23 protein-coding genes are annotated in these 22850 nt (G+C 60.0%); 9 read left to right on the plus strand and 14 right to left on the minus strand.

The window, feature by feature from the left end; genetic code table 11:
- Positions 1-12: 12 nt before the first annotated feature.
- The 5 genes from alr to radA are packed head-to-tail and all read right to left on the minus strand — an operon-like array spanning position 13 to position 5107.
- The gene (gene alr, locus KCG45_RS12830; RefSeq protein ID WP_218317709.1) at positions 13-1065 is read right to left on the minus strand and encodes an alanine racemase; all 1053 of its coding nucleotides are present in this window, start codon (positions 1063-1065) and stop codon (positions 13-15) included.
- Positions 1049-2689: an MFS transporter gene (locus tag KCG45_RS12835; protein WP_218317710.1), complete on the minus strand. Its 1641-nt coding sequence runs from the start codon at positions 2687-2689 to the stop codon at positions 1049-1051. Before KCG45_RS12835 ends, alr begins: the two co-directional genes overlap by 17 nt.
- A 53-nt stretch (positions 2690-2742) precedes the next feature.
- Entirely contained in the window at positions 2743-3183 is a 441-nt protein-coding gene (locus KCG45_RS12840) for an iron-sulfur cluster assembly scaffold protein (RefSeq protein ID WP_218317711.1), read from the minus strand.
- A gap of 5 nt (positions 3184-3188) precedes the next feature.
- Complete coding sequence (locus tag KCG45_RS12845; protein ID WP_218317712.1) at positions 3189-3728, minus strand: CvpA family protein; 540 nt, start codon at positions 3726-3728, stop codon at positions 3189-3191.
- A gap of 11 nt (positions 3729-3739) precedes the next feature.
- Positions 3740-5107 (minus strand): DNA repair protein RadA, encoded by a 1368-nt coding sequence (radA, locus tag KCG45_RS12850; protein ID WP_218317713.1) that lies wholly within the window; start codon positions 5105-5107, stop codon positions 3740-3742.
- A gap of 71 nt (positions 5108-5178) precedes the next feature.
- Between radA and KCG45_RS12855 the strand changes: the two genes are divergently transcribed.
- Entirely contained in the window at positions 5179-7503 is a 2325-nt protein-coding gene (locus tag KCG45_RS12855; protein WP_218317714.1) for a patatin-like protein, read from the plus strand.
- On the opposite strand, the gene KCG45_RS12860 is transcribed toward KCG45_RS12855, so the two are convergent.
- From KCG45_RS12860 to dnaK, 3 genes are all read right to left on the minus strand, one after another.
- Positions 7504-8397 carry an MBL fold metallo-hydrolase gene (locus tag KCG45_RS12860; protein WP_218317715.1) on the minus strand — a complete coding sequence of 298 codons (894 nt, stop codon included), beginning with the start codon at positions 8395-8397 and terminating at the stop codon, positions 7504-7506.
- A gap of 58 nt (positions 8398-8455) precedes the next feature.
- A complete protein-coding gene (gene dnaJ / locus KCG45_RS12865) occupies positions 8456-9598 on the minus strand; it encodes a molecular chaperone DnaJ (RefSeq protein ID WP_218317716.1) in 1143 nt (380 codons plus the stop codon).
- Positions 9599-9670: 72 nt separating this feature from the next.
- Positions 9671-11605, minus strand: a complete 1935-nt coding sequence (gene dnaK / locus KCG45_RS12870; RefSeq protein WP_218317717.1) for a molecular chaperone DnaK — start codon at positions 11603-11605, stop codon at positions 9671-9673.
- 206 nt (positions 11606-11811) lie between these two features.
- Here dnaK and KCG45_RS12875 point away from each other — a divergent pair, with 206 nt between their 5' ends.
- Positions 11812-12318, plus strand: a complete 507-nt coding sequence (locus KCG45_RS12875; protein WP_218317718.1) for a copper chaperone PCu(A)C — start codon at positions 11812-11814, stop codon at positions 12316-12318.
- Positions 12319-12368: 50 nt separating this feature from the next.
- On the plus strand, positions 12369-12842 hold the full coding sequence (locus KCG45_RS12880; protein WP_218317719.1) for a vgr related protein: 474 nt from the start codon (positions 12369-12371) through the stop codon (positions 12840-12842).
- Between the two features lie 13 nt (positions 12843-12855).
- Here KCG45_RS12880 and grpE read toward each other — a convergent pair whose 3' ends face one another.
- Together grpE and hrcA are read right to left on the minus strand one after the other, a co-directional pair.
- Positions 12856-13455: a nucleotide exchange factor GrpE gene (gene grpE / locus KCG45_RS12885; RefSeq protein WP_218317720.1), complete on the minus strand. Its 600-nt coding sequence runs from the start codon at positions 13453-13455 to the stop codon at positions 12856-12858.
- Between the two features lie 17 nt (positions 13456-13472).
- The gene (hrcA, locus tag KCG45_RS12890; RefSeq protein WP_218317721.1) at positions 13473-14528 is read right to left on the minus strand and encodes a heat-inducible transcriptional repressor HrcA; all 1056 of its coding nucleotides are present in this window, start codon (positions 14526-14528) and stop codon (positions 13473-13475) included.
- Positions 14529-14635: 107 nt separating this feature from the next.
- Here hrcA and rph point away from each other — a divergent pair, with 107 nt between their 5' ends.
- The gene (gene rph / locus KCG45_RS12895; RefSeq protein WP_218317722.1) at positions 14636-15349 is read left to right on the plus strand and encodes a ribonuclease PH; all 714 of its coding nucleotides are present in this window, start codon (positions 14636-14638) and stop codon (positions 15347-15349) included.
- Positions 15346-15975: an RdgB/HAM1 family non-canonical purine NTP pyrophosphatase gene (gene rdgB, locus KCG45_RS12900; protein ID WP_218317723.1), complete on the plus strand. Its 630-nt coding sequence runs from the start codon at positions 15346-15348 to the stop codon at positions 15973-15975. The genes rph and rdgB overlap by 4 nt, the downstream gene beginning before the upstream one ends.
- On the opposite strand, the gene KCG45_RS12905 is transcribed toward rdgB, so the two are convergent.
- Positions 15976-16407, minus strand: coding sequence for a CAP domain-containing protein (locus tag KCG45_RS12905; protein ID WP_218317724.1), 432 nt, complete (start codon positions 16405-16407; stop codon positions 15976-15978).
- A 412-nt stretch (positions 16408-16819) separates the two neighbouring features.
- Between KCG45_RS12905 and hemW the strand changes: the two genes are divergently transcribed.
- From hemW to KCG45_RS12920, 3 genes are all read left to right on the plus strand, one after another.
- The gene (hemW, locus tag KCG45_RS12910) at positions 16820-17971 is read left to right on the plus strand and encodes a radical SAM family heme chaperone HemW (protein ID WP_218317725.1); all 1152 of its coding nucleotides are present in this window, start codon (positions 16820-16822) and stop codon (positions 17969-17971) included.
- Positions 17968-18867, plus strand: a complete 900-nt coding sequence (locus KCG45_RS12915; protein ID WP_218317726.1) for a tyrosine recombinase XerC — start codon at positions 17968-17970, stop codon at positions 18865-18867. Before hemW ends, KCG45_RS12915 begins: the two co-directional genes overlap by 4 nt.
- Before the next feature lie 70 nt (positions 18868-18937).
- Positions 18938-19360: an immunity protein RhsI2 family protein gene (locus tag KCG45_RS12920; RefSeq protein WP_218317727.1), complete on the plus strand. Its 423-nt coding sequence runs from the start codon at positions 18938-18940 to the stop codon at positions 19358-19360.
- 66 nt (positions 19361-19426) lie between these two features.
- On the opposite strand, the gene gshB is transcribed toward KCG45_RS12920, so the two are convergent.
- The 3 genes from gshB to rsmI are packed head-to-tail and all read right to left on the minus strand — an operon-like array spanning position 19427 to position 21603.
- Positions 19427-20380, minus strand: a complete 954-nt coding sequence (gene gshB / locus KCG45_RS12925) for a glutathione synthase (protein WP_218317728.1) — start codon at positions 20378-20380, stop codon at positions 19427-19429.
- 12 nt (positions 20381-20392) lie between these two features.
- Positions 20393-20749, minus strand: a complete 357-nt coding sequence (locus KCG45_RS12930) for a YraN family protein (protein WP_218317729.1) — start codon at positions 20747-20749, stop codon at positions 20393-20395.
- Positions 20746-21603 carry a 16S rRNA (cytidine(1402)-2'-O)-methyltransferase gene (gene rsmI, locus KCG45_RS12935; protein ID WP_218317730.1) on the minus strand — a complete coding sequence of 286 codons (858 nt, stop codon included), beginning with the start codon at positions 21601-21603 and terminating at the stop codon, positions 20746-20748. Before rsmI ends, KCG45_RS12930 begins: the two co-directional genes overlap by 4 nt.
- 40 nt (positions 21604-21643) lie before the next feature.
- Here rsmI and KCG45_RS12940 point away from each other — a divergent pair, with 40 nt between their 5' ends.
- Complete coding sequence (locus KCG45_RS12940) at positions 21644-22840, plus strand: penicillin-binding protein activator (protein ID WP_218317731.1); 1197 nt, start codon at positions 21644-21646, stop codon at positions 22838-22840.
- The last annotated feature ends 10 nt before the right edge of the window (positions 22841-22850 follow it).

Below are 22850 nucleotides of genomic sequence, written 5' to 3' on the forward strand. Positions count from 1 at the left end.
TGCAATATCGACTTACCGGCTATGTAGTCGGCGTCCCAGCACGGTAAGCAATTCATATTGAGAAACAGAGCTTTGCTGCGCAGCATTTTGCAGATCGAACGGTACGTCCAGCCAGTCGCCCTCGCCCACATGGCTCGCATTGGTGAGATCGACGACAATCATGTCCATCGACACCTTGCCTAGCAAGGGTAGTGACCGCCCGCCATGTCGCAAGTTGCAGCCCGGACCACGAGCGCGCAGGAAACCATCAGCATAGCCTAGCGAGACGGTCCCGATCCGCATTGGCTTCGATGCAGTGAATTCGCCGTTGTAGCCGATGCGATCGCCCGGACCGATCTCGCGCACCTGAATAATCGCCGCCTCGATATAGGCGACCTGGCGAACCTTGTCCGCAAGCTCGCGTCGCGGAATACCACCATAAAGCGCAAGGCCGGGCCGCGTCACATCGACCGCAAAATCCTCGCCGAGTGCAATGCCTGCGCTGTTGGAAAGGCTAAGGCGGCGATAGGTAACCTTGCCAAACGAGGCGCGGAAGGCCTCCAATTGAAGGGCATTCGTGTCGCCGTCCTCATCCGCGGAGGCAAGGTGTGACATGAGGATATCAATATCAAGCGCCTGTACCGCGTCGCTCTCCAGTTCGTCGGGTGAGACGCCCAGCCTGTTGATACCGGTGTCGACCATCAGGTGGCAAACCCCGCCGCCCCCCGCGACCCAGCGTATTGCCTGTGGGATAGAGTTGATGACGGGACACACTCCCAAGGCAATTGCGAAATCGACTTCGGCGCTGTTCAGCGGCCCATGCAGCACAGCAATCTGCTCTGCTGGCACGTGCTTCAGGACATCGTGCACCTCGCTCCAGTGAGCGACGAAGAAATGTTCACATCCGGCATCGCGCAATACCGGCACGCATGTGTCCACGCCCAATCCATAGCAATTGGCCTTTACCGCTGCGCCGGTTTCAGCCTTGCCTGACAGGGCATCCAGAGCGCGCCAATTATGCGCCAGCGCTTCCGTATCAATTCGCAGCCGGTGAGTCGGCTCCGGCGCGTCAGGCAGCGACGTCATCGGCGAAATCTCGCGGTGGACCATCCGGCAGGCCCCACCAGGCGACAACGACGCCGAAGGCCACGACGCCCCATGTGTACCAGAGGCCTGAATAGATATCTCCCGTGCTCGCGACGATCACACCGGCGATCAGCGGAAGGAAACCGCCCAGATAGCCCGCACCGATATGATACGGGATCGACATCGACGAATAGCGAATGCGCGGCGGGAACATCTCGGAAAGGAGTGCGGCGACGGATCCATATGTCAGTGCTGACAGCATTCCGAGCATCAGCAGGATCGCAATGATGCCGACGATATTCGCAGTATCAGGCTGCTGCTTGGAAAAGTCGTAGCCGTATTGGCCTAGCGCGGCCTGGATGCCTTCGGTGCGGGCTGCCCCGCCTTCGAACCAGGCCGGATCGATCGCAATGCTTTCGCCTCCCGCACTGAGAGACAGGGTATCGCTTTCGGTCAGTGTGTACGAGACACCCGAGGCAGTGAGCGTTTCGAGGACCTTGCCGCAATCGGTCTGCTCCCGGTCGAACAGATCCGCGAACGGATCGGTAACGCATTCCGGACCGCTGATCGTGATTGGGGTGTTCTCCGCTGCTTCGGCAAGCCCGGGATTGGCAAGATTTCCAAGGCCCCAGAAGGCGGGAAATAACAGGAGCAGGGTCGCCAAGGCACCGATGATTATCGGCTTCTTCCGTCCCACCCGGTCCGACCATTTTCCGATGACAAGGTAAAAGCTCATCGCGATCAAGCCGGCGATCAGTAGGATCAGCTCGACCGTCAGATCGGCGACATGCATCGGCCCCCGAAGGAAACTCATCCCGGAAAAGAACGCGGTGTACCAGATCGTGGTAAGGATGCCGGTGACGCCGAAAAGCGCGACAAAAATCCGTTTGGGATTGCCGGGATAGGTGAAGCTCTCGACGAAGGGATTGCCCGAAGTCTCACCCGCTTCCTTCATCGCCTGGAAAACCGGGCTTTCCGAAAGCATCAGACGCATCCACAGCGAGATGCCCAGCAGCAGGATCGAAAGCAGGAAGGGCACGCGCCAACCCCAGCTAACGAAGTCATCTTCGGGGATCAGGAACCGGCAGGCGAGCACAACGATGATCGACAGCACGAACCCGCCAGCGACGCTCGCCTGGATGAAGCTGGTGTAGAACCCTCGCTTTTCAGGAGGTGCGTGTTCGGCAACGTAGATCGCGGCCCCGCCATACTCCCCGCCGAGCGCGAGGCCCTGGAGAACGCGCAGCATGATCACGATTATCGGAGCGGCGATCCCGATCGTTTCGACTGTCGGGATAAACCCAACCCCCGCTGTCGCGATTCCCATGAGCGTGACCGTGACAAGGAACGTGTACTTGCGCCCAAGCTTGTCACCGAGAAAACCGAACAGGATTGCGCCGATCGGACGGAAGGCGAAGCCAACTGCAAAGGTCGACCAGACCAGCAATAGTCCGAGCGTATCGTTATCAACGTCGTAAAACGCATCTTTCAGGATGTAGGCGAGCGTTCCGTATATGAAAAAATCGTACCACTCGAAAACCGTGCCCGCGCTCGATGCGCCAATAACGAGCCGGATTTCCTTATCGGTCGGTTCACGCTCCGCGAGAGCTTGCGCCTCTGCCATAATCCCCAAAAACCCCTAACGCCCATGTCTCCGGGCTGAATATCTTTGCTGTCCTAGCCGCTGGCATCGCGACTGGAAAGCGCGGCCAGTGCGGCCTTCCACGGCAGCAGCAGCGCGCCGTGTCTGCCTGAATGAGGTTGAGCTGCGGCCAGCGCATTAAATCCAGGCCAGTCGGGGATTGGCCCGGCATCTCCCAGCCAGTCCTCGATCTCACGGAGAACCTCGCGCAGATCGTCCACACTTTTCCCAACGATCTGGCCCGCCATGATCCCAGCGGAGCTTTGCCCCACGGCGCAGGCGGAAACCTGCAAACCGATCCGGGTAACTCGACCGTCACCGGCTGTGTCGAGACCAGCGATGATGGTCGACCCGCAAGTTCGCGAGCGAGCCTCTGCGCGGTGGATGAAAGCCGGATCGAAGGGATAATTCGCCAGCGAAGCTGAAAGAGCCAGCAATTGCGGTGAATAAAGCTTCGTGCTGGCAGGATCAGCCATTGCGGCTAGTCATCCGATACGGCCGCTTCCGCAGCATCCGCCTCTCTTTGCAAACGCGCGCGGCGATCCGCGATCATGTGGACCAATTCTCGCGAGAATGTATCGACCGGGGGATAGGTCCGCGCCGTAGTGATCCATGTCGGACGTCCTTTGTAACCCCAAATCGAATCGAACCCGATCGCGACGATGGAGAAAGCGAACACGACGATGATCACGCCTTTGACGGTGCCGAATCCGAAACCGAGTACGCGGTCGATCGGACCGAGAATGGAATTACGCGACGCCTCGCCCACATTGTTCGCGATCACGCGCATCGCGGCATAGGGAATGAGCAGGAGCAGCGCGAATGCGAGGATCGGCGTCCCCGCGGACCCGTCGTAAAAGGAGCGCAACCCATCCGTCAGCGGACCATGAAGATAGTGGATCGCAAATGCTGCGAGTATCCATGCGGCCAGCGAAAGCACTTCCTGCACAAGGCCTCTGATAAATCCGCCGATTGCCGCGAAGCCAACGAGCAACAGCACAATGATATCGAACAAACCCATAGGCGCTTCGATTATGCGCTGCCCATCACCTGGTCAACGAGGTTCGAAAGTTGTCCCAATCCGAGATATTGCATGGCTGACGAGCCGCTCCCTGCATCGGATGGGCCATAACCCTTCGAAAACCCGAGCTTTTTTGCCTCTTTCAATCGCAATTCCGCATGCGCAACCGGACGAATCTCCCCAGCAAGCGAAACCTCCCCGAACCACGCAGCCTTGTCCGGCAGAGGTTTGTCGGCGAGCGCCGAGACAAGCGCAGCAGCGACAGCAAGATCCGCAGCTGGATCCGCGAGGCGATATCCGCCGGCGATGTTGAGGTACACTTCAGCCGAACTGAAATTCAGCCCGCATCGCGATTCGAGCACGGCGAGCAGCATGGCAAGCCTGCCATTGTCCCAGCCCACAACCGCCCGCCGCGGCGTTGCGCCTGACTGCAGCCTCACAATCAACGCCTGGATCTCGACCAGAACGGGCCGGGTGCCTTCGAGCGCCGGAAACACCGCGCTACCGGCAAGCGGCTGATCGCGCCCCGACAGGAAGAGCATCGACGGGTTTGCCACTTCCTCAAGCCCCTCCGTCGCCATCGAGAAAACGCCGATCTCGTCAACTGCGCCAAACCGGTTCTTGAGCGCTCTCAGGATACGGTATTGATGGCTGCGCTCCCCTTCGAAGCTCATCACGACATCGACCATATGTTCAAGGACGCGCGGGCCAGCGATATTTCCGTCCTTGGTGACGTGGCCGACAAGGAACAGGGCCGTGCCGTTCTCCTTGGCATAGCGGATTAGCTCCAGCGCGCAGCCGCGCACTTGGCTCACAGTGCCCGGAGCGCCTTCTATCGTATCGGAATGCATGGTCTGAATGGAATCGATCACCAGCAGCGCGGGCGGTGTCCCGTTCCCCAAAGTCGTCAGAATGTCGCGTACCGATGTTTCAGACGCAAGACGGATTGGCGCATCGGCGACGCCGAGCCTCGTGGCACGCAAGCGAACCTGCCCCGCGGCCTCTTCGCCGCTGACATAGACAACATCGTTTCCGCCCCGGGCAATCGTGGCCGCGGTTTGCAGTAGAAGCGTGGATTTCCCAATCCCCGGATCTCCGCCCATCAGGACGGCAGACCCCGGCACCAATCCGCCGCCCAAGGCCCGGTCGAATTCGGCAAGGCCAGTCGATTTGCGAACCGGCAGTTCGGTTGGTTTGTTGAGCGGGACGAACTCGATCCCCCGACCACCGCGCGAGAGATCGTGCTTCTGCGAGAAGACCGTTGCAGGAGCATCCTCGACGAGCGTGTTCCATCCCGCGCAGTCGGGACACTGTCCCTGCCACCGCGGTGAGACACTCCCGCATGACTGACACACGAACCGTTTTTTGCTTTTGGCCATGGCTTGCCAATATCCGGAACATTTGCAGAACGCAATTGCAAAGCCAAGCTTTCCCCGGCAGAGCGTGAATCATGCGCCAAAAGGAATTGCGACTGGCTTTGGTATGTTACGGCGGCGTGAGCCTTGCCGTCTACATGCACGGTGTAACCAAGGAGGTGTGGCATCTCGCCCGCGCGAGCCGTTGCTACCACGCCAACGAGGACAGCACCCTAACCGGAGTTGCGCGCGTGTATCGCGACTTCATTGCCCAGATCGAACGCGATCACGGCCTGAGGCTACGGGTACTCCCCGATATCCTGACCGGTGCAAGCGCCGGGGGAATTAACGCCATTTTTCTGGCTCAGGCGCTTCATTCCGGCCGTTCCTTCGAACCGTTGACGGATCTCTGGCTGGAGAACGCCGATGTCAGCCGACTGACTGACCCAGATGCCGAGCCGGTGTGGCGCTTCGCGAAGCTGTGGGCGCAACCCATCGCCGACTGGTTTCTTAAACGTCCCGGAAATGCCGTCAGCGAAAGCGTTTCTCCCGAAACCCGCTCCGAAGTGCGCAGGAAAGTTTCACGATTGGTGCGCGGACGCTGGTTCAGCCCGCCGTTTTCGGGCGACCGCTTTTCCGCCATGTTGTTTGAAGCGCTCGAAAGTATGGAAGCGACAAAGGACGGCCCGCCATTGCTGCCCGATGGCCACCCCGTCGACCTGTTCGTGACAGCAACCGATTTTCGCGGTCATGCCGAAATGTTGCGGCTGCACTCTCCGCCTATTGTGGAAGAAACCGAACACCGCATGCCGATCGCTTTTCGGTCGACCATATCGCGCGCGCGCGAATGGCCGCTAGCGGATCCGCTGGAATTGGTGCTCGCGGCGCGCGCAACAGCCAGTTTCCCCGGCGCGTTTCCTCCGTTGACACTCGCAGAGATCGACCGCCTTGGCGATCTGGAGGGGCATCAATGGGCGTCGCGCGGAACATTTCTCAACCGGGTCATGCCCGTCCACGTCCGCGACGGCACGGTTGAAGACGTAGCGCTGATCGACGGTGCCGTTCTCGTCAACGCGCCTTTCGGTGCAGCGCTCGACGCGCTTAGCGACCGAACGTCACAGCGCGAGGTCGATCGCCGGTTCGTTTACATCGATCCGCGACCTGACCGCACCGTCTCGGTCGGCGATCAGCCTGACAGGCCGGTCGGGTTCTTTGGTGCCATCTTCGGTTCGCTCTCTACAATCCCGCGCGAACAACCGATCCGTGACGACCTCGAAAGGATCGAGCAGCAGTCCCTCGATGCCGAACGTCTGAGCCGCATCGTAAGAGGGTTGAGACCGGAGATCGAGCGGGCCGTGGAAAAGCTGTTCGGGCGGACCTTCTTTCTCGATCGCCCGACGCCGAAACGGCTTGGAAACTGGCGTGCAAAAGCACAGCAAGCTGCCGCCGAGCGCGCAGGATATGCGTTCGGATCTTACGCCCAAACCAAATTCAGCGCGATTATCGATCGCCTTGCGAAGCTGACCCATACCTCTGCGCCGGAACTCGCACTGCCAGACAGCAGCCCGATTGCGGAGGTGCTCAGGCGCGAGCTCGCGTCCCGTGGAATCGAGATGCTGACCGAGGAAACTGGCGGCGCAACGCCAGAAACCGTCGCGTTTTTCAGGGCGCATGACATCGGTTTCCGCATTCGCCGCTTGCAGCTTCTCACACGCAGACTGTCACGCGATTGGGAATCCGATCCCGACATCCCCGATGATGCGCTCGATCTGGCGCGTGGGCGGATCTATGATATCCTCGGCCTGTACCTTCGCACGGATGACCGCTCAATCGATTGCGATGAGTTCAAACCGCTTGCGTTGCACGTGCTCGAAGATCCGGGATCGGTGCTAGATTATCTGGAAGCGCGCCGATTGCTTCCCGAAACGGATATCAAGGCGGAGGAGATGCTGGCCGAAGCTCTCGAGGACATGCCCAAGAATCTCAAGCGGCGAATGCTCCTCACCTATCTCGGTTTTCCCTTCTATGACGTCGCCACCCTTCCCCTGGTTCAGAGCGATCAGCTGGCAGAATACAATCCCGTCAAGATCGACCGGATTTCCCCTGACGATGCACGATCGATTCGCGAGGGCGGAACGCAGGCAACGTTGCGCGGCATCGAGTTCTATAATTTCGGTGCGTTCTTCAGCCGCGCCTACCGCGAGAACGACTACCTATGGGGCCGCTTGCACGGAGCCGAACGGATGGTGGATTTCGTCGCATCGACGCTTGACAACGGCCTGCCCGATTCGACGGTGCGCACAGTAAAGCGTGCGGCATTTCTCGCCATCATTCAGGAAGAGGTGGATGCAGAACGGTGCCAGAAGGGTTTGCTCGACACAGTCCGTGAGGAAATCATCGCCAGATTTACCGACGTGTGATCACTCGTCTATGCTGTTCCAGATTGCGGTCACGAACGCATCTGCACTGATGAATCCGCCCTCGCCGCGATCAATATCCGCCAGAGGTTGTGCGGCCACCGCCTGTTCCAAGGTCATTCCATCGGCGTGAAGTTTTTCGACCCGCGATACGGCTTCGCCAATCATCGCGCGGTAGGCCACCAGTTCATCCTTGTTGGACATGGGCCCGTGTCCGGGAATCACCTTGGTTTCGCTGTCGGTCATGGAAATAACGAGATCGAGGGACTCCATCGCGTTGTAGACATTGCCGCCAGAGTTGACGTCGATGAAGGGGTAACCGGGGATCTTGAAATACAGATCGCCCATGTGGACGATATTCTTCTCTTCCCAGATCACGACGCTGTCGCCATCGGTGTGTCCGCCGCCGAGGAACATAAGATTGATCGTATCGCCGTTCAGATGAAATCGCAGTCCTTGCCCGTAAGTGACAATCGGCAGGGCTTCTTTTGGCGCAGGCGGCGTGGTGTTACCGGCTGCCGTGCCGCCCTCGGCCATGCGGATGCGGACATTGTCATGCGCGAAAATCGTTGCTCCGGTCTTGCCGAAATGCTCGTTGCCGCCAGTGTGATCGAAATGCCAATGCGTGTTGACGACATATTTCACCGGCGTCGCACCGAGGTCTGCGACGGCAGCCTCGATCTTGGTCGATAGCGGGGCGAATTGATCATCGATCATGACGGTCGCATCGTCGCCGTAGCTGACGCCAATATTGCCGCCCGCGCCGAACAGGACCGCAACGCCAGGCGCGATCTCTTCCGATGTGACTTCGACATTGTCGAAATTGCGCTGAGCTATGGTGGGAGACGCTATCAGCAGGGTTGCCGATGCGACTGAAAGGGCGGCAAAACGGTTCATGGCATTCTCTCCTCTTCGAAAAGAGGACTAACCTGCGACGAAACCCATGTCGAGCGCACTATGTGCCGAAGACGTCCTTGATCTTGCTGAAGAAGCCCTTGCTCTCGGGACACTCATCCCCGGTTTCGGTTTCGCGGAATTCCTCGAGTATCTCTTTCTGCCTGCGGCTGAGCTTGGTCGGGGTCTCGACTTTGATTTCAACGACAAGATCGCCGCGTCCGCGCCCTTGCAGCACCGGCATGCCGGCACCGCGCACGCGCAATTGCTTGCCCGACTGAATTCCGGCTGGAATATCGACTTCATTGGTCGAGCCGTCGAGATCAGGGATTTTCACGCTCCCGCCGAGCGCGGCGGTCGTGAAGCTTACCGGGATTCGCGCAGCCAGAGTCGTGCCCTCGCGCTCGAAAACGGCGTGATCTTTCACGTGGATGAAAATGTAGAGGTCACCCGGAGGTGAACCGCGCTGGCCAGCCTCGCCCTTGCCCGAAAGTCGGATACGCGTGCCGGTATCCACGCCAGGCGGAATGTCGACTTCCAACGTCTGAGCGCGATCGACCCGTCCTTCCCCGCGGCAGTCGCCGCATGGGTCCTCGATTACGGCGCCGCGTCCGCCGCAGGTCGGGCATGGACGCTCGACCACGAACAGGCCCTGTTTCGCGCGCACGGCACCGCGGCCGTGACAAAGGTTGCACTGACGCTCCCCGGTGCCCGGCGTAGCGCCTGAACCATCGCAAGTGTCGCAGCTTTGAGAGACTTCGATCTCGATCTCGGTCGATTTTCCATCGAACGCTTCTTCGAGCGTGACCTGCATGTCGTAACGTAGGTCAGCGCCCCGGCGTTGCCGTTGTCGCGAAGCGCCAGCTCCGCCGAACGCGCTACCGAAAATCGTTTCGAAAATATCGCCGATGTCGCCAAAATCTCCTTGACCGCCCTGGCCCCCACCAAAGCCGCCTCCGCCGTTCATTCCTTGGGTAAAGGCTTCATGGCCGTAGCGGTCATAGGCTGCGCGTTTCTGAGGGTCCTTGAGGCACTCGTAGGCTTCGTTGCAGGCTTTGAACTTGGCCTCGGCCTCCGCATCGCCAGGATTGCGGTCCGGATGATACTTCATCGCAAGCTTGCGATAGGCGCTTTTCAGCATCGAGCCATCGGCATCGCGCGATACTTCGAGTGTCTGGTAATAATCGAATTGAGTAGCTGCCATAGATATGGGTCCCAAAGCTAATCACCACCGGCACGCTGAGCGCCGGTGGTGATTGCCAGTTTCAACAGGACATCAGCCCTTTTTGTCTTCGTCCACCTCTGAGAACTCGGCATCGACGACTTCTTCGTCGGCCGGTTCTTCGGCAGCGGTGTCCGCGCCCGCATCACCACCTTCGGATGCAGCATTCGCCTGCTCCTGTTCGTAGATCTGCTGGCCCATCTTCATCGCCACCTGCGTCAGAGCCTCGGCCTTTGCCGTGATCTCATCGGCATCGTCACCTTCGAGGGCGGTCTTGGTAGCAGCCAAAGCTTCTTCGACTTCGGACTTGATCCCGGCATCGACCTTGTCGCCATGCTCTTCGAGCTGTTTCTCGGTCGCATGCACGAGGCTGTCGGCCTGATTGCGCGCTTCTGCAGCTGCTTTGCGCTTCTTGTCTTCGTCAGCGAATTTCTCCGCATCCTGCACCATCTGGTCGATGTCGGAATCGGACAGACCGCCCGATGCCTGGATCTTGATAGTCTGCTCCTTGCCGGTGCCTTTATCTTTAGCCGCAACCGACACGATCCCGTTGGCATCGATGTCGAAGGTGACTTCGATCTGAGGCACACCGCGCGGGGCGGGAGGAATTCCAACAAGGTCGAAATTGCCGAGCAGCTTGTTATCGGCGGCCATTTCGCGCTCGCCCTGGAAGACCTTGATCGTCACCGCGTTCTGGTTGTCCTCGGCGGTCGAATAGGTCTGGGTCTTCTTGGTCGGGATCGTGGTGTTGCGATCGATCATGCGGGTGAAGACGCCGCCCAGAGTCTCGATACCCAGCGACAGCGGGGTCACGTCGAGCAACAATACGTCCTTCACGTCGCCCTGCAAAACGCCTGCCTGAATGGCAGCACCCATTGCAACGACTTCATCCGGGTTAACGCCGGTGTGTGGCTTCGCCTCAAAGAATTTCTCGACGACTTCACGGACGCGCGGCATGCGGGTCATACCGCCCACCAGGATCACTTCGTCGATCTCGTCCTTGGAAACGCCTGCATCGGCAAGAGCCTTCTTGCACGGTTCGAGCGTGCGATTGATCAGATCGCCGACAAGCTTTTCAAGATCGGCGCGGCTGATCGTTTCCACCAGGTGCAGCGGAGTGGACGAGCCACCTTCCATGCGCGCGGTGATAAACGGCAGATTGACTTCGGTCGTGGCCGAGCTCGAAAGCTCGATCTTGGCTTTCTCGGCAGCTTCCTTCAGGCGCTGAAGAGCGAGCTTGTCGGTCTTCAGATCCATGTTTTCCTTCTTCTGGAAGGCCGCGGCAAGATGTTCGACAATTGCGTTGTCGAAGTCTTCGCCGCCAAGGAAGGTGTCGCCATTGGTCGACTTCACTTCAAAAACGCCGTCCCCGATCTCTAGGATCGAGACGTCAAACGTACCGCCGCCAAGGTCGTAAACGGCGATGGTCTTACCGTCTTCCTTGTCCATACCATAGGCAAGCGCGGCCGCAGTCGGCTCGTTAATGATGCGCAGCACTTCGAGGCCCGCGATTTCGCCGGCATCTTTGGTCGCCTGGCGCTGAGCATCGTTGAAGTAGGCCGGCACGGTCACAACCGCCTGCGTAACGTCTTCGCCAAGGTAACTCTCGGCGGTTTCCTTCATCTTCTGCAGGATGAAAGCTGAGATCTGCGATGGGCTGTATTCATCACCGCCCGCTTCGACCCAGGCATCACCGTTCTTGCCTTTGACGATGTCATAGGGGACGATTTCCATGTCTTTCTTGGTCAGCGGATCGTCGAACCGGCGGCCGATCAGACGCTTGATCGCAAACAGCGTATTGTCTGGATTGGTCACCGCCTGGCGCTTGGCCGGCTGGCCGATCAGTCGCTCACCATCCTTGGTGAAAGCGACGATAGAAGGCGTTGTGCGTGCGCCCTCGGAATTTTCGATAACCTTGGGCTTGCCGCCATCCATCACTGCAACGCAGGAGTTGGTCGTACCGAGGTCAATACCGATTACTTTACCCATTATTTCCCCATCCTATCATGGTCTTTGGACACCGCCTTCGCGCGTTTCCCCGGTGGAACATCCTTTGGGCGAAACGCTTCGGCAGCTCGAATATGAGCCGGATATAGGTGCGGTTTTGCTTGGCACAAGAGATTGCCCGCACTAGTTTTCAAACCATCCAAGGAGGGGACACAAACGTGGATGCAACAATTAAAACGGGACGTAGAATGAAGAATTTGCTGGTGGCTGCCGCGCTTTGCAGCACGATTATGCTGGGCGCATGCGAAAGCGAAGTCGAGGCTCCGGAGGTGGTCGAAGGTCAGGTACCGGGCCTCAGTGTCGACAACGCACGCATGATCCTGGGCGCAGTCGAAGGAAATCCTGCAGCGGTATATTTCGACCTGACGTATGAGGGCGACAGGGGCCTAACGATCCGCAGGGCCGACGTCGCTCAAACGGGCAGCGCGACCCTGCACGATTACGGCGAATACGATTTCAAAGTGCAAATGATGGAAGCATTGCCAATCGCGATCAAGAAAGGCTCCGAGGTAAGCTTTGAGCCGGGCGGGCTGCATGTCATGGCATTCGAGCCTTCCTCCGAGCTTCAGCCGGGCGGAAAAGCGGAGGTTACCCTTACCGTGTCGGGCGGAGGCACGCATACATTCGAGGCGGACGTCTTGCCTGCGGGCGATGAGCGCGGTCTTCCTGCACCGGATAGCGGGGAAGACAGCTGAAGCACAGCGTTTCGCCAAGAACCAATAAAAGCGCGGTACCCGCCTGCCCGGTGGGCGGCGAGCGTCACCTGACGCCGGGCGAGGTCACCCTCGCCCGGACAGTCTACGGCAATGCCATCGACTACGGGGCCGTGAAACTCCGGCGGCGGAAGTTCTTTCCGTTTCAACCAAAACGCGTCACGATGGCGCCGCGCGGGCATGTCCATTTCCATCCGGGCGGCACCGCCTATTGCGACGATTTTTCAGCCGAGAACCTCGCGCGGCAAGGTCTACTCATTCACGAGCTGGCGCACGTGTGGCAAACACAGGAACGCGGTGAATGGTATCTCATCCTCAATCGCCATCCTTTCTGCCGGTACGACTACAGTCTGAAACCAGGCCAGCCTTTCAGCGCATATGGGATCGAGCAGCAGGCTGAAATCGTAAAACACGCCTTCTGGTTGAGGCACGGCGCGAAAGTCGCGGGGATTGCCGACAAGTCGGCCTATGATGTGCTCGTACGGTTCGAGGGTGCCACCCTCTAGGAGTGCAGCGCGCTCACTCCGGTTTTTTCGCCACGCCGACCATTGCTGGACGCAGCAGGCGATCCTTTATCATCCAGCCAGACTGCATTTCCTGCACAATCGTGCCAGGTTCTTCATCCTCAGTGGGAATTTCCATCATCGCCTGATGCTGGTTTGGATCGAGCGGCAGACCCTTCGCGGCAATGCGTTCGATCCCATGCTGCTTGAAGACCTTTTCCAGCTCGCGCTGTGTCGCTTCTAGGCCGACGACGAGACTTTTCATCTTCTCGTCCTCCCGCAGTGAGCCGGGGATCGCGTCGATCGCGCGTGAGAGGTTGTCGGCAACGCTCAGAATATCGCGGGCAAACCCCGTTGCTGCGTAATTGCGGGCGTCCTGAATGTCCTTTTCCGCGCGGCGCCGAACGTTCTGCGTGTCGGCTTTGGCATAAAGCACTTCCTGCTTCGCCTCGTCGAGATCGCGGCGAAGCGCTTCGAGAGCTTCGGTCATATCGGTGTCGCTTTCGGGTGCCTTCAATTCCTCATCATCGGTAAGGAATTCTTCGGGCACGCCCTTCAGTTCGGCTTTTACGTCTTCGTTCACCGCATCATCCTGCGGCTTGTCATTGTCGATCATGTGCTTTGATTTTCCATTCAAACGATGAGCTTGTCCAGCGAACGGCCAAGCGATCTTGCGGTTAGGTCAACCATGGGGACAACCCGCGCGTAATTCAACCGCGTGGGCCCGATCACCCCAAGAACTCCTACAATCCGGCCTTCCCTGTCGCGGTAGGGCGACGCGATGACAGAAGAGCCCGAAAGACCGAACAGACGGTTTTCGCTCCCGATGAATATGCGCGTCGCATCGGCCTCGCGCGCGCTTTCGAGCAAGGCGGCGACCGACTGCTTGTCCTCCAGATCGTCGAGCAGCGAGCGGACCCTGTCGATATCGTCGAGGGCGCTTTCATCGAGCAGGTTTGCCGCGCCGCGCACGATCAGGACCGGACGTGCGTCCGCATCCTCGCTCCACACGGCAAGACCGCGCTCCACCAGGTTGCGGCTGGCATCATCGAGCTGGGTTTTACCCGCCCTGATCTCCTTGTGCATGACATCCGCCGCATCGGCGAGCGTTCTACCGCAAAGTCGGGCCGTTATATAATTACTGGCCTGATCGAGCGCGCTAGAGCTGAACGCACCTCCCAGTTCCATCACACGGTTTTCCACCCCGCCATCTTCACCGACAAGCACAGCGAGCGCCCTGCCCTGTCCGAGATCGACGAGATTGAACTGCGCCAGTTTCTGCTCGCGCGTCGGCACCATGACCATACCCGCCGCACCCGAAAGATCTGACAGGAGCGCGCTGGTTTCTTTCAAAGCCTGTTCGACCGGGCCGGTTTCCGAAAGACGCGCCTTGATCTGCGCGCGTTCCTCATGCGTGGGCTCTGCAACCCGCATCATGCCGTCTACGAAAATACGCAGCCCCGCATCGGTCGGCATCCGTCCGGCGCTCGTATGCGGCGCAGCCAGCAAGCCCAGCCCTTCGAGTTCGGCGAGAACCGACCGGATCGAGGCGGGTGAAAGGCTGAGCGTACCGTCGGCGGCCAGAGTTTTGGACCCGACTGGTTGGCCGCTATCGATGTACCCTTCGACCACCCGGCGGAAGATTTCGCGCGCCCGCTCGGTCAGTTCGGTGATCGGTGGTGAAGCCATATCTTCCATTTAGCGCACAACACGCATTCGCCAAGTCTTGCGGCCAGCGATGTTCCCAGCCACACCGCGCGGCAAGACACGAATCGAACTCACTCAGGAGCTTTCCCATGCGCCCATCAGGACGCGCGCCCGACGAAATGCGCGCCATCACGATCGAAACCGGTTTTACCAAGCATGCAGAGGGATCCTGCCTCATCAGTTTTGGTGACACGCGCGTCCTTTGCACAGCCAGCATCGAAGAACGTATTCCGCCTTGGCTGCGCGGAAAAGGCGAAGGATGGGTCACCGGCGAATATTCGATGCTCCCCCGCTCGACCCATACCCGCAGCAGCCGCGAGGCCGCACGCGGCAAGCAAAGCGGCCGGACGCAGGAAATCCAGCGCCTGATCGGTCGCAGCCTGCGCGCCGTGGTTGACTTGAAGAAACTTGGCGAGCGCCAGATCACGCTCGATTGCGACGTAATCCAGGCCGATGGCGGAACGCGCACCGCATCCATCTCTGGTGCATGGATAGCGCTGCGGCTTGCGGTCAACGGGTTGATGAAAGGCGGCGATATCAAGGAAGATCCGATCACCGGTCAGGTCGCGGCGATCTCCTGCGGCATCTACAACGGCACGCCGGTGCTCGATCTGGACTACCCGGAAGACTCAAGCGCAGAGGCCGATGCAAACTTTGTTCTGATCGAAGGCGGCCAGATCGCCGAAGTGCAGGCCACTGCCGAGGGAGCAACTTACGACGAGGAAGGCCTGCTGCGCCTCCTGCGCCTCGCGCGGATCGGCTGCGACGACATCTTCGCCAAACAGCTGGAAGCCACAAAATGAGACGGCGGCTGGGCGGCGGGTCACTGGTTATTGCGACCCACAATTCAGGCAAGTTGAAAGAAATCTCGGCGCTGCTCGACCCGTACGGTATGAAATGTATCTCGGCGGGGTCGCTCGGACTGCCTGAGCCTCCCGAAACCGGGACCACTTTTTCCCAGAACGCCCTGATAAAGGCGCGCGCGGCGGCAGAAGCCTCGGGTTTGGCCGCGCTCGCCGACGATAGCGGCCTGAGTGTCGAAGCACTCGATGGCCGTCCTGGGGTATACACCGCTGATTGGGCGGAGCGGCAATGGTTCGAAGGGGAGCCGGGCCGCGACTGGTATATGGCGATGGGCAAGGTCGAGGGCATGTTGCAGCAACTCGGCCGCGACACCGACCGCACGGCGGCGTTTCACTGCGTTCTCGCCATTGCCTGGCCCGATGGCGAGCACGCCATTTACGAAGGCAAGTGTCCCGGATCGCTGACTTGGCCTCCCCGCGGCAAAATGGGGTTTGGCTATGATCCGGTCTTCATCCCGGACGGTCGGAAGCAAACCTTCGCGGAGATCGACCCAACTGAAAAACACGCGATCAGCCATCGCGCCGATGCCTTTGCAAAACTGGTCGCGGACCAGTTCACGGGCTGATCAATAAGCGAATTGGCCGACGATATTTCCTTGCGGCGAATAGCGGCAGACGAGATAATCGCGGCCAGTCCCGGTGGCGATCCCGCAGCCCAGCCTCGCCGTGTCCCGCCAGATGATCTGCGTATAATGACCGACATCCTGCCAGCGGCCCGTGGTGCTGACATAGGGAAAGCTGTCGTGAATGTAATATTGCTTTTCGTCGATCCAGCCCGCCGCCATCTCTTCGAAACTGAAGGCGCTCTCAGTGCCTGCCCATAGGTTTTCACCTTGGTCGGGCCGTGCGGTGCCCGGGCTGTGTTCGAACCGGCCGGACGCCGCCAACTCCTCCGCATAAGCGAGCGCGTCGCGGCTGAGGTTATCGTCCAGCACAAGGTCCGGAACGCCCACCTCTTCGCGCGCTCTGTTGTGATCGCGCAGCATCACTTGGAGCATCTGTTCCTGGCGGGTGGATGCTGTCCCGGTTGTCGGTGAAGGCGATGGTGTGGGAGAAGGGGCAGGCGAAGGAGCGGGCGTAGGCGCGGGACTGGGTGCAGGGGATGCGCCAGGTAGTGGTGCTGCCGCAACGGCTGTGCCAGCACCAGATGAAGACCCGCCGCCCCCACACCCTGTGAGCAGGAGAGAAACCGAAACGGCGAACACGCTTGAAGAGCGCAGAATTACGCGACCTGTTTTCATGGAATTTTTATCGACCCCACATGTCTAATTTGGCCTGAACCAACATGCTTTATTTCGGTTAGTCAAAACCGCTCACCGCGATTGCGGAACCGCCGGTACCTCACCCGGTTTGGGAATGCGTCTAACGGATCGGTTGGCTTTCCTCCGCCCCTTCGCATAAAGTCGAAAGGTGGCACGAGCTCTCTACATTCACTGGCCCTTTTGCGAGAAGAAGTGCCCCTATTGCGACTTCAACTCGCATGTCCGCGAGCGTGTCGACATGGAGGCATGGCAGGCCGCTCTGCTGGCCGACATGCGCGCGGAGGCAACGCAAACTGGAGGTGAAACACTTACCTCGATTTTCTTCGGCGGAGGAACGCCCTCACTGATGCCGCCGCGCCTGGTCGAGGTTCTGCTTTGCGAAGCGCAGGAAGTGTGGGGTTTCGACCCGAATATCGAGATCACGCTGGAGGCCAACCCCTCTTCGGTAGAGGCTGCCAATTTCGCCGACCTCGCCGCGGCAGGAATCAATCGGGTGTCGCTCGGTGTACAATCGCTGGATGACGATACGCTCAAATGGCTCGGCCGCCTTCATGGAGCGGACGAAGCGCGGGCTGCTTTGCGGACGGCAGGAGAGCATTTCGAACGGGTGAGTTTCGACCTGATCTATGCCCTCCCCGGACAGACTTGCCAGAAATGGTCCGCGGAGCTTGAGCAGGCGCTGGATTTCGGATCCTCGCACCTCTCTCTCTACCAGCTGACGATTGAGCCCGGCACCCGGTTCGCGACAGACGTCAGGCGCGGTGCCTTTGCACCGCTGGACGACGAGGAAGCAGCCGAGCTATTTGCGCTGACGCAGCAGAGAACCGAAGCCGCTGGGCTGCCTGCCTACGAAACCAGCAACCACGCCCGCCCTGGCGAGGAGGGCCGCCACAATCTCACCTATTGGCGTTATCAGGACTATGCCGGAATCGGCCCCGGCGCGCACGGGCGGCGCGGGGGTTTTGCGACCTTGCGGCACAAAAAGCCGGAGAACTTCCTCAGTGCCGTGGCCCAGCGCGGACACGGTGTTGCCGAACAGCGATTGCTCGCGGCACCAGAGAAGGCAAGCGAAGCACTGCTGATGGGACTCAGGCTGAGAGAAGGTCTCGACATCGCCCATTTGGAGGCGCGTTTCGGCATCCCGCAGACAGATCTCGTAGTCCCGCACAAAGTAGCGCAATACACCGATCAGGGTCTGCTGTGGCAGGTTGGGTCACGTCTAGGTGTGAGTGCGGAAGGTCGCCCGCTTCTGGATGGATTGCTGGCGGAAATCGTCGCCGATGCGCTGGTGACAACTTGAGCCGCGCGGACGTCTTGAGCACTTGGCGGTTGCATCTTACCGAAAATCTGCGCCGATCTCCGCATACCGTGCGCGCCTATTGCCTCGCCGCCCGGAAATTGATCGACGGAAGGAACGTCTCGAGCTTTGCGGACATCGCCGCGCTGGAGGCGCACGATCTGCGCGCGCATCTCGCCTCGCGCCGGGCAGAGGGGCTCGCCAATCCGAGCGCGGCCCGCGAACTGTCTGCGCTTAAATCCCTGATCGCGTTTGCTCGTAGTGAAACCGGCGATCCCGATCCTTCTGCGCCGCGTATGCGCGGACCGAGGCTCAAGAAAGGCCTGCCGCGCCCTGTCACGCCTGAGGAAGCGCTCAATCTTGCCGATATGATCGAGGGTACCGCGAGCGAGGACTGGATCGGTGCTCGTGACCGGGCGGTTCTGCTGCTGATGTACGGATCAGGCTTGCGCATCGCCGAGTCACTTTCACTTCAAGGCCGCGATGTACCCCTCGGCGAGACGTTGCAGGTCACCGGCAAAGGCGGCAAGCAGCGCATCGTGCCGGTGCTCCCGATTACGCGGGACGCGGTGGCCGAATATGCCAAAGCGTGCCCCTACCCGCTATCGGCCAAGGAGCCGCTGTTTCGCGGGGCAAAGGGCGGCGCGCTCTCGCAAGGCATGGTGCAAAAAGCGATGGCGAAGGCTCGCCGCGCGCTGGGCCTGCCCGATACCGCGACGCCGCACGCGCTGCGGCACTCGTTTGCAACACATCTGCTGAGCGCAGGCGCGGACTTGCGGTCTCTGCAGGAATTGCTCGGCCACGCATCGCTGGGTTCGACGCAGATTTACACGAAGGTCGATGCAGCGAGCTTGCTGGAAAGCTATCGCGATGCGCATCCTAGGGCGAAGAAGAAATGACCAACCTCTAATAGCTGCCATTCCGCTAACGACCCGTTGCGGACGTGATCTCATATGGGCATAAAACGGTATGAGCTGGCTTCAAGTCTATGATCTCAGGCAAGACCTGAAAGAGATCTCGAATGTGCAAGAGGCGACCCTAACGACCGAACACTATGGCATCGAACCGACCCACGGCTTGTTCGGCTCCGAGCAGTGGTGGCAGCACGTTGAAAACAGCACGTTGCCGCTGCACACCATGCGTGGCGAGATAACCCGTGTTTACATGGCGGGCATGAACGACTGGCCAGAGTTTGAGTTTAGGTGCGCGGATGACTCACTGCATCGGTTTCCTCGCTATGTGACCCCTGTAGGTCATTTACTCGATGAAGAATATGTGGTGGGGCGACATGTCGAGTTAGATTACGTTTGGCAGGAGTGCCGAAGGAAAGCTCCAAACTGGGGAATGGCTAGGGAAACCATGGTGGTCACAGCTATCCGCATTGCGACTTAGCTCATATCCGCTCCCCCCACATCATGTGGACCGAACACATTTCCCCGCAGTAGCTTAAAGGCAGATCTAACTTTCGAGTCGCGCCTCAATCGCGTCCCAGATCATTCCCGCCGTATCGGTCCCGTTAAACCGGTCGATTGCCACGATCCCCGTGGGCGAAGTCACGTTGATCTCGGTCAGCCATTTGCCGCCGATCACGTCGATACCGACAAAGGTCAGGCCCAAACGCTTCAGCTCTGGTCCCATCGCCTCGCAGATTTCGCGTTCGCGTGCCGTCAGCTCAGTCGCTTCAGCGCTTCCGCCCATTGCAAGATTCGAGCGAAACTCACCTTCGCCCGGTATCCGGTTGATTGCGCCTGCAATTTCGCCATCAACAAGCACGATCCGTTTGTCCCCCTCGGCCACTTCGGGGAGGAACGGCTGGACCATGTGCGGTTCGGGCCAGGTCTGGTTGAAGACCTCGAATAGCGCGGTGAGGTTGTCGCCGCTTTCGGGAATGCGGAAGATTGCCTTGCCGCCATTGCCGTGGATCGGTTTGACGACCACCGCTCCGTGCTCAGCGATGAAGCGCTTCACCTCGTCGGGTGAGCGCGTGACCAAAGTCGGCGGCATGAAGCGGCGGTAGTTGAGCACCATCACCTTCTCGGGCGAATTGCGCACATTGGCCGGATCGTTGACCACGAGCGTTTCGTCCTGGATGCGCTCCAGCATATGGGTCGCGGTGATATAGCCCATGTGGAACGGCGGGTCCTGCCGCATCAGGATGACATCGATATCCTTGCCGAGATCCAGGCGTTGCGCCTCACCTTTGCTGACATGGTCGCCCTTTACCCGCTGTAGCTTCACCGGGAAACACTGGGCAAACAGACGGTCGTCGGCATCGAGCGTCAGGCTTTCGACGTGGTACTCGAACACCGAATAGCCGCGCTCCTGCGCAGCCAGCATCAACGCGAACGACGAATCCCCGGCGATATTGATGTCTTCGATTGGGTCCATCTGGACCGCGACGCGCAGGCTCATGCGGGAATCCTCTTACGGTTGAAACGCGTTCGTGATGTGGCGCGGCCGCGTGCCCGGTGCAAGCAGGATCACATCGATTCGCAAATCGTCATCAGGCTCCGCGTATTCGTGCGCAACCGCTTCTGCAGCAGCGGCGACGCGCAAGATGCGGCGTTCGTCGATCGCATCGCCGAGATCACTCGCCCGCTTCCGCCATTTGACCTCAATAAAGGCGGTCAGGCCCTCTCTGCGTGCGATGAGATCGATCTCGCCAAGCGGCGTCTTCACCCGTTGGGCAAGAATACGCCAGCCTTGCGTGGCCAGCCACTGCGCAGCCTGCGCTTCGCCTTCGCGCCCACGGCGCTCCGCGACTTCCCGCTTGGCCGTCACTGGTTCCTGAGCTCCACCGCTCTAGAATAAAGCTCTTTTCGGTCCAGCCCCGTGGCCTTGGCGACGATCCCCGCTGCCTTGCTGGGGCTGAAATCGGCCAGCGCTTCTGCAAGCAACGCATCGCAATCGTATTCGGCGGTGCCACCCGTCGGGGGACCGACCAACAGGACGATCTCACCCTTTGGCGGATGCTCGGCGTAATGCTGCGCCAATTCCTGCGCTGTACCCGTTCGGCATTCCTCATGCAGCTTCGTCAGCTCCCGCGCCACGGCCACATCTCGCGTTGGCCACAAATCGGAGATGGCACGAAGGCTGCGCTCAAGTCTCGGGCCGGTTTCGTAGAAAACGAGCGTCGCTGCGATCCCGCTCAATTCTGCTAGCACATCGCCGCGTGCCTTCTCTTTGACCGGTAGGAACCCCGCGAACAGGAAACGATCATTTGGGAGCCCTGCCAGTGTGAGTCCTGTAATGGCCGCGCAAGCTCCCGGAAGGCTGGTCACGGCCACGCCAGCCTCGCGGGCATCGCGCACCAATCGGTAACCCGGATCGGAGACGAGCGGCGTTCCGGCATCGCTCACCAACGCCACCGGTTGAGTGCGCGCCTGGTCGATCAAAGCCGCGCGTTGTCGATCCGATGCGTGATCATCGTATCGCTGCATCCGTGTCGAAACACCGCAATGTTTCAGCAATTTTCCGGTAACCCGCGTATCTTCGCACGCGATCAGCTCACACCCCCGCAGCACATCGACAGCACGCACCGTTATATCGCCAAGATTGCCAATCGGCGTGGCGACAATATAAAGCCCGGCATCCAATGGTTCACCAAGGGCTGATTCAGGTTGAGGCGTCTCCATGAGAAGCCATCCATGGAGCAGCGATCAGGGGTCGGCAAGAATGAAGCTTACGCACGCAAGACTTTCGCGCGCTTTCGGACACGTGTTCAACAAGCGTGTCCTGACGATCGCAGGCACGGCGGCTCTGCTGGGCGGGTGCGCGGTCATTCCGAAAACCGGCACCGGAGCGCCTGGACCTGATGTTGGACCAACGCCAGAGCCCAGTGCAACCGCGTTGCCGACCGATGCGACCCGTCACCGCGTCGCGCTGCTGGTGCCGATGTCGGGCAATACAGCCGACGTCGGACAATCGCTCGCCAATGCAACGACGATGGCGCTGCTCGATACCAACGCGAACAACCTCCGCATCACGACATACGATACGTCGCGCGGTGCGGCAGAGGTTGCGCGGCAGGCCATTGCCGATGGCAACAAGCTGATCCTCGGTCCGCTGCTCTCCGAAAACGTTCCCGCCGTTCGCGCCGCCGCAAGCAGCGCCAACGTTCCCGCGATCGCGTTCTCGAACGATGTGAATGCTGCCAGCTCCGATGTATTGGTGATGGGCCACATTCCCGAACAGTCGATCCGGCGCACCGTGCAATATGCTCGCGAACGCGGATCGAACAGCTTTGCGGCACTGGTCCCGGAGGGTGATTACGGCCAGCGTTCTTTCGATGCGCTCAAAAATGCTCTGAACGATTACGGTGGTACTCTCATCGGGTCAGCGCGCTACGCACGCGGCAACACATCCATCGTCAGCGCGGCGCAGCGTCTGCGTCAGGCCGGCGGGTACGACACCGTCCTTATCGCCGATGGAGCGCGCCTTGCCGTTCAGGCGGCAGGCGAACTGAAAAGCGGTGGAGCGAGCGGGACCCGCTTGCTCGGCACCGAACTGTGGAGCGGCGAGTCGGTCCTGACCCGCTCCAGTGCGGTCGACGGCGCATTGTTCTCCGCGGTTTCGGACGGGCGCTACCGCCGCTTTGCCGACAGCTATGAATCGCGTTTCGGCGCGCGGCCCTATCGCATCGCGACGCTGGGATACGATGCGGTGCTTCTGACGTTGCGGGTCGCCCGCGATTGGCGGGTCGGCAACAACTTCCCGAAGAACGAATTGTACGATCGCGGCGGGTTCCTCGGCGTGGATGGGGCCTTCCGCTTCGGCCGCGACGGCGTGGCTCAGCGCATGCTCGAAGTGCGTGAAGTGCGCAGCGATGGTGTGGTTGCGGTCGACGCAGCACCTTCGACGTTCGGCAATTAAAGCGGCGCAA

This window comes from Erythrobacter ani, assembly GCF_019204025.1.
In the GTDB taxonomy this organism is placed as follows: Bacteria; Pseudomonadota; Alphaproteobacteria; order Sphingomonadales; family Sphingomonadaceae; genus Erythrobacter; species Erythrobacter ani.

Excerpts from the sequence above, each read along its gene's own strand:
- alr (WP_218317709.1), bottom strand. The coding sequence starts at position 1,065 with ATGACGTCGCTGCCTGACGCGCCGGAGCCGACTCACCGGCTGCGAATT.
- KCG45_RS12835 (WP_218317710.1), bottom strand. The coding sequence starts at position 2,689 with ATGGCAGAGGCGCAAGCTCTCGCGGAGCGTGAACCGACCGATAAGGAA.
- KCG45_RS12840 (WP_218317711.1), bottom strand. The coding sequence starts at position 3,183 with ATGGCTGATCCTGCCAGCACGAAGCTTTATTCACCGCAATTGCTGGCT.
- KCG45_RS12845 (WP_218317712.1), bottom strand. The coding sequence starts at position 3,728 with ATGGGTTTGTTCGATATCATTGTGCTGTTGCTCGTTGGCTTCGCGGCA.
- radA (WP_218317713.1), bottom strand. The coding sequence starts at position 5,107 with ATGGCCAAAAGCAAAAAACGGTTCGTGTGTCAGTCATGCGGGAGTGTC.
- KCG45_RS12855 (WP_218317714.1), top strand. The coding sequence starts at position 5,179 with ATGCGCCAAAAGGAATTGCGACTGGCTTTGGTATGTTACGGCGGCGTG.
- KCG45_RS12860 (WP_218317715.1), bottom strand. The coding sequence starts at position 8,397 with ATGAACCGTTTTGCCGCCCTTTCAGTCGCATCGGCAACCCTGCTGATA.
- dnaJ (WP_218317716.1), bottom strand. The coding sequence starts at position 9,598 with ATGGCAGCTACTCAATTCGATTATTACCAGACACTCGAAGTATCGCGC.
- dnaK (WP_218317717.1), bottom strand. The coding sequence starts at position 11,605 with ATGGGTAAAGTAATCGGTATTGACCTCGGTACGACCAACTCCTGCGTT.
- KCG45_RS12875 (WP_218317718.1), top strand. The coding sequence starts at position 11,812 with ATGAAGAATTTGCTGGTGGCTGCCGCGCTTTGCAGCACGATTATGCTG.
- grpE (WP_218317720.1), bottom strand. The coding sequence starts at position 13,455 with ATGATCGACAATGACAAGCCGCAGGATGATGCGGTGAACGAAGACGTA.
- hrcA (WP_218317721.1), bottom strand. The coding sequence starts at position 14,528 with ATGGCTTCACCACCGATCACCGAACTGACCGAGCGGGCGCGCGAAATC.
- rph (WP_218317722.1), top strand. The coding sequence starts at position 14,636 with ATGCGCCCATCAGGACGCGCGCCCGACGAAATGCGCGCCATCACGATC.
- rdgB (WP_218317723.1), top strand. The coding sequence starts at position 15,346 with ATGAGACGGCGGCTGGGCGGCGGGTCACTGGTTATTGCGACCCACAAT.
- KCG45_RS12905 (WP_218317724.1), bottom strand. The coding sequence starts at position 16,407 with ATGCTCCAAGTGATGCTGCGCGATCACAACAGAGCGCGCGAAGAGGTG.
- KCG45_RS12920 (WP_218317727.1), top strand. The coding sequence starts at position 18,938 with ATGAGCTGGCTTCAAGTCTATGATCTCAGGCAAGACCTGAAAGAGATC.
- gshB (WP_218317728.1), bottom strand. The coding sequence starts at position 20,380 with ATGAGCCTGCGCGTCGCGGTCCAGATGGACCCAATCGAAGACATCAAT.
- rsmI (WP_218317730.1), bottom strand. The coding sequence starts at position 21,603 with ATGGAGACGCCTCAACCTGAATCAGCCCTTGGTGAACCATTGGATGCC.
- KCG45_RS12940 (WP_218317731.1), top strand. The coding sequence starts at position 21,644 with ATGAAGCTTACGCACGCAAGACTTTCGCGCGCTTTCGGACACGTGTTC.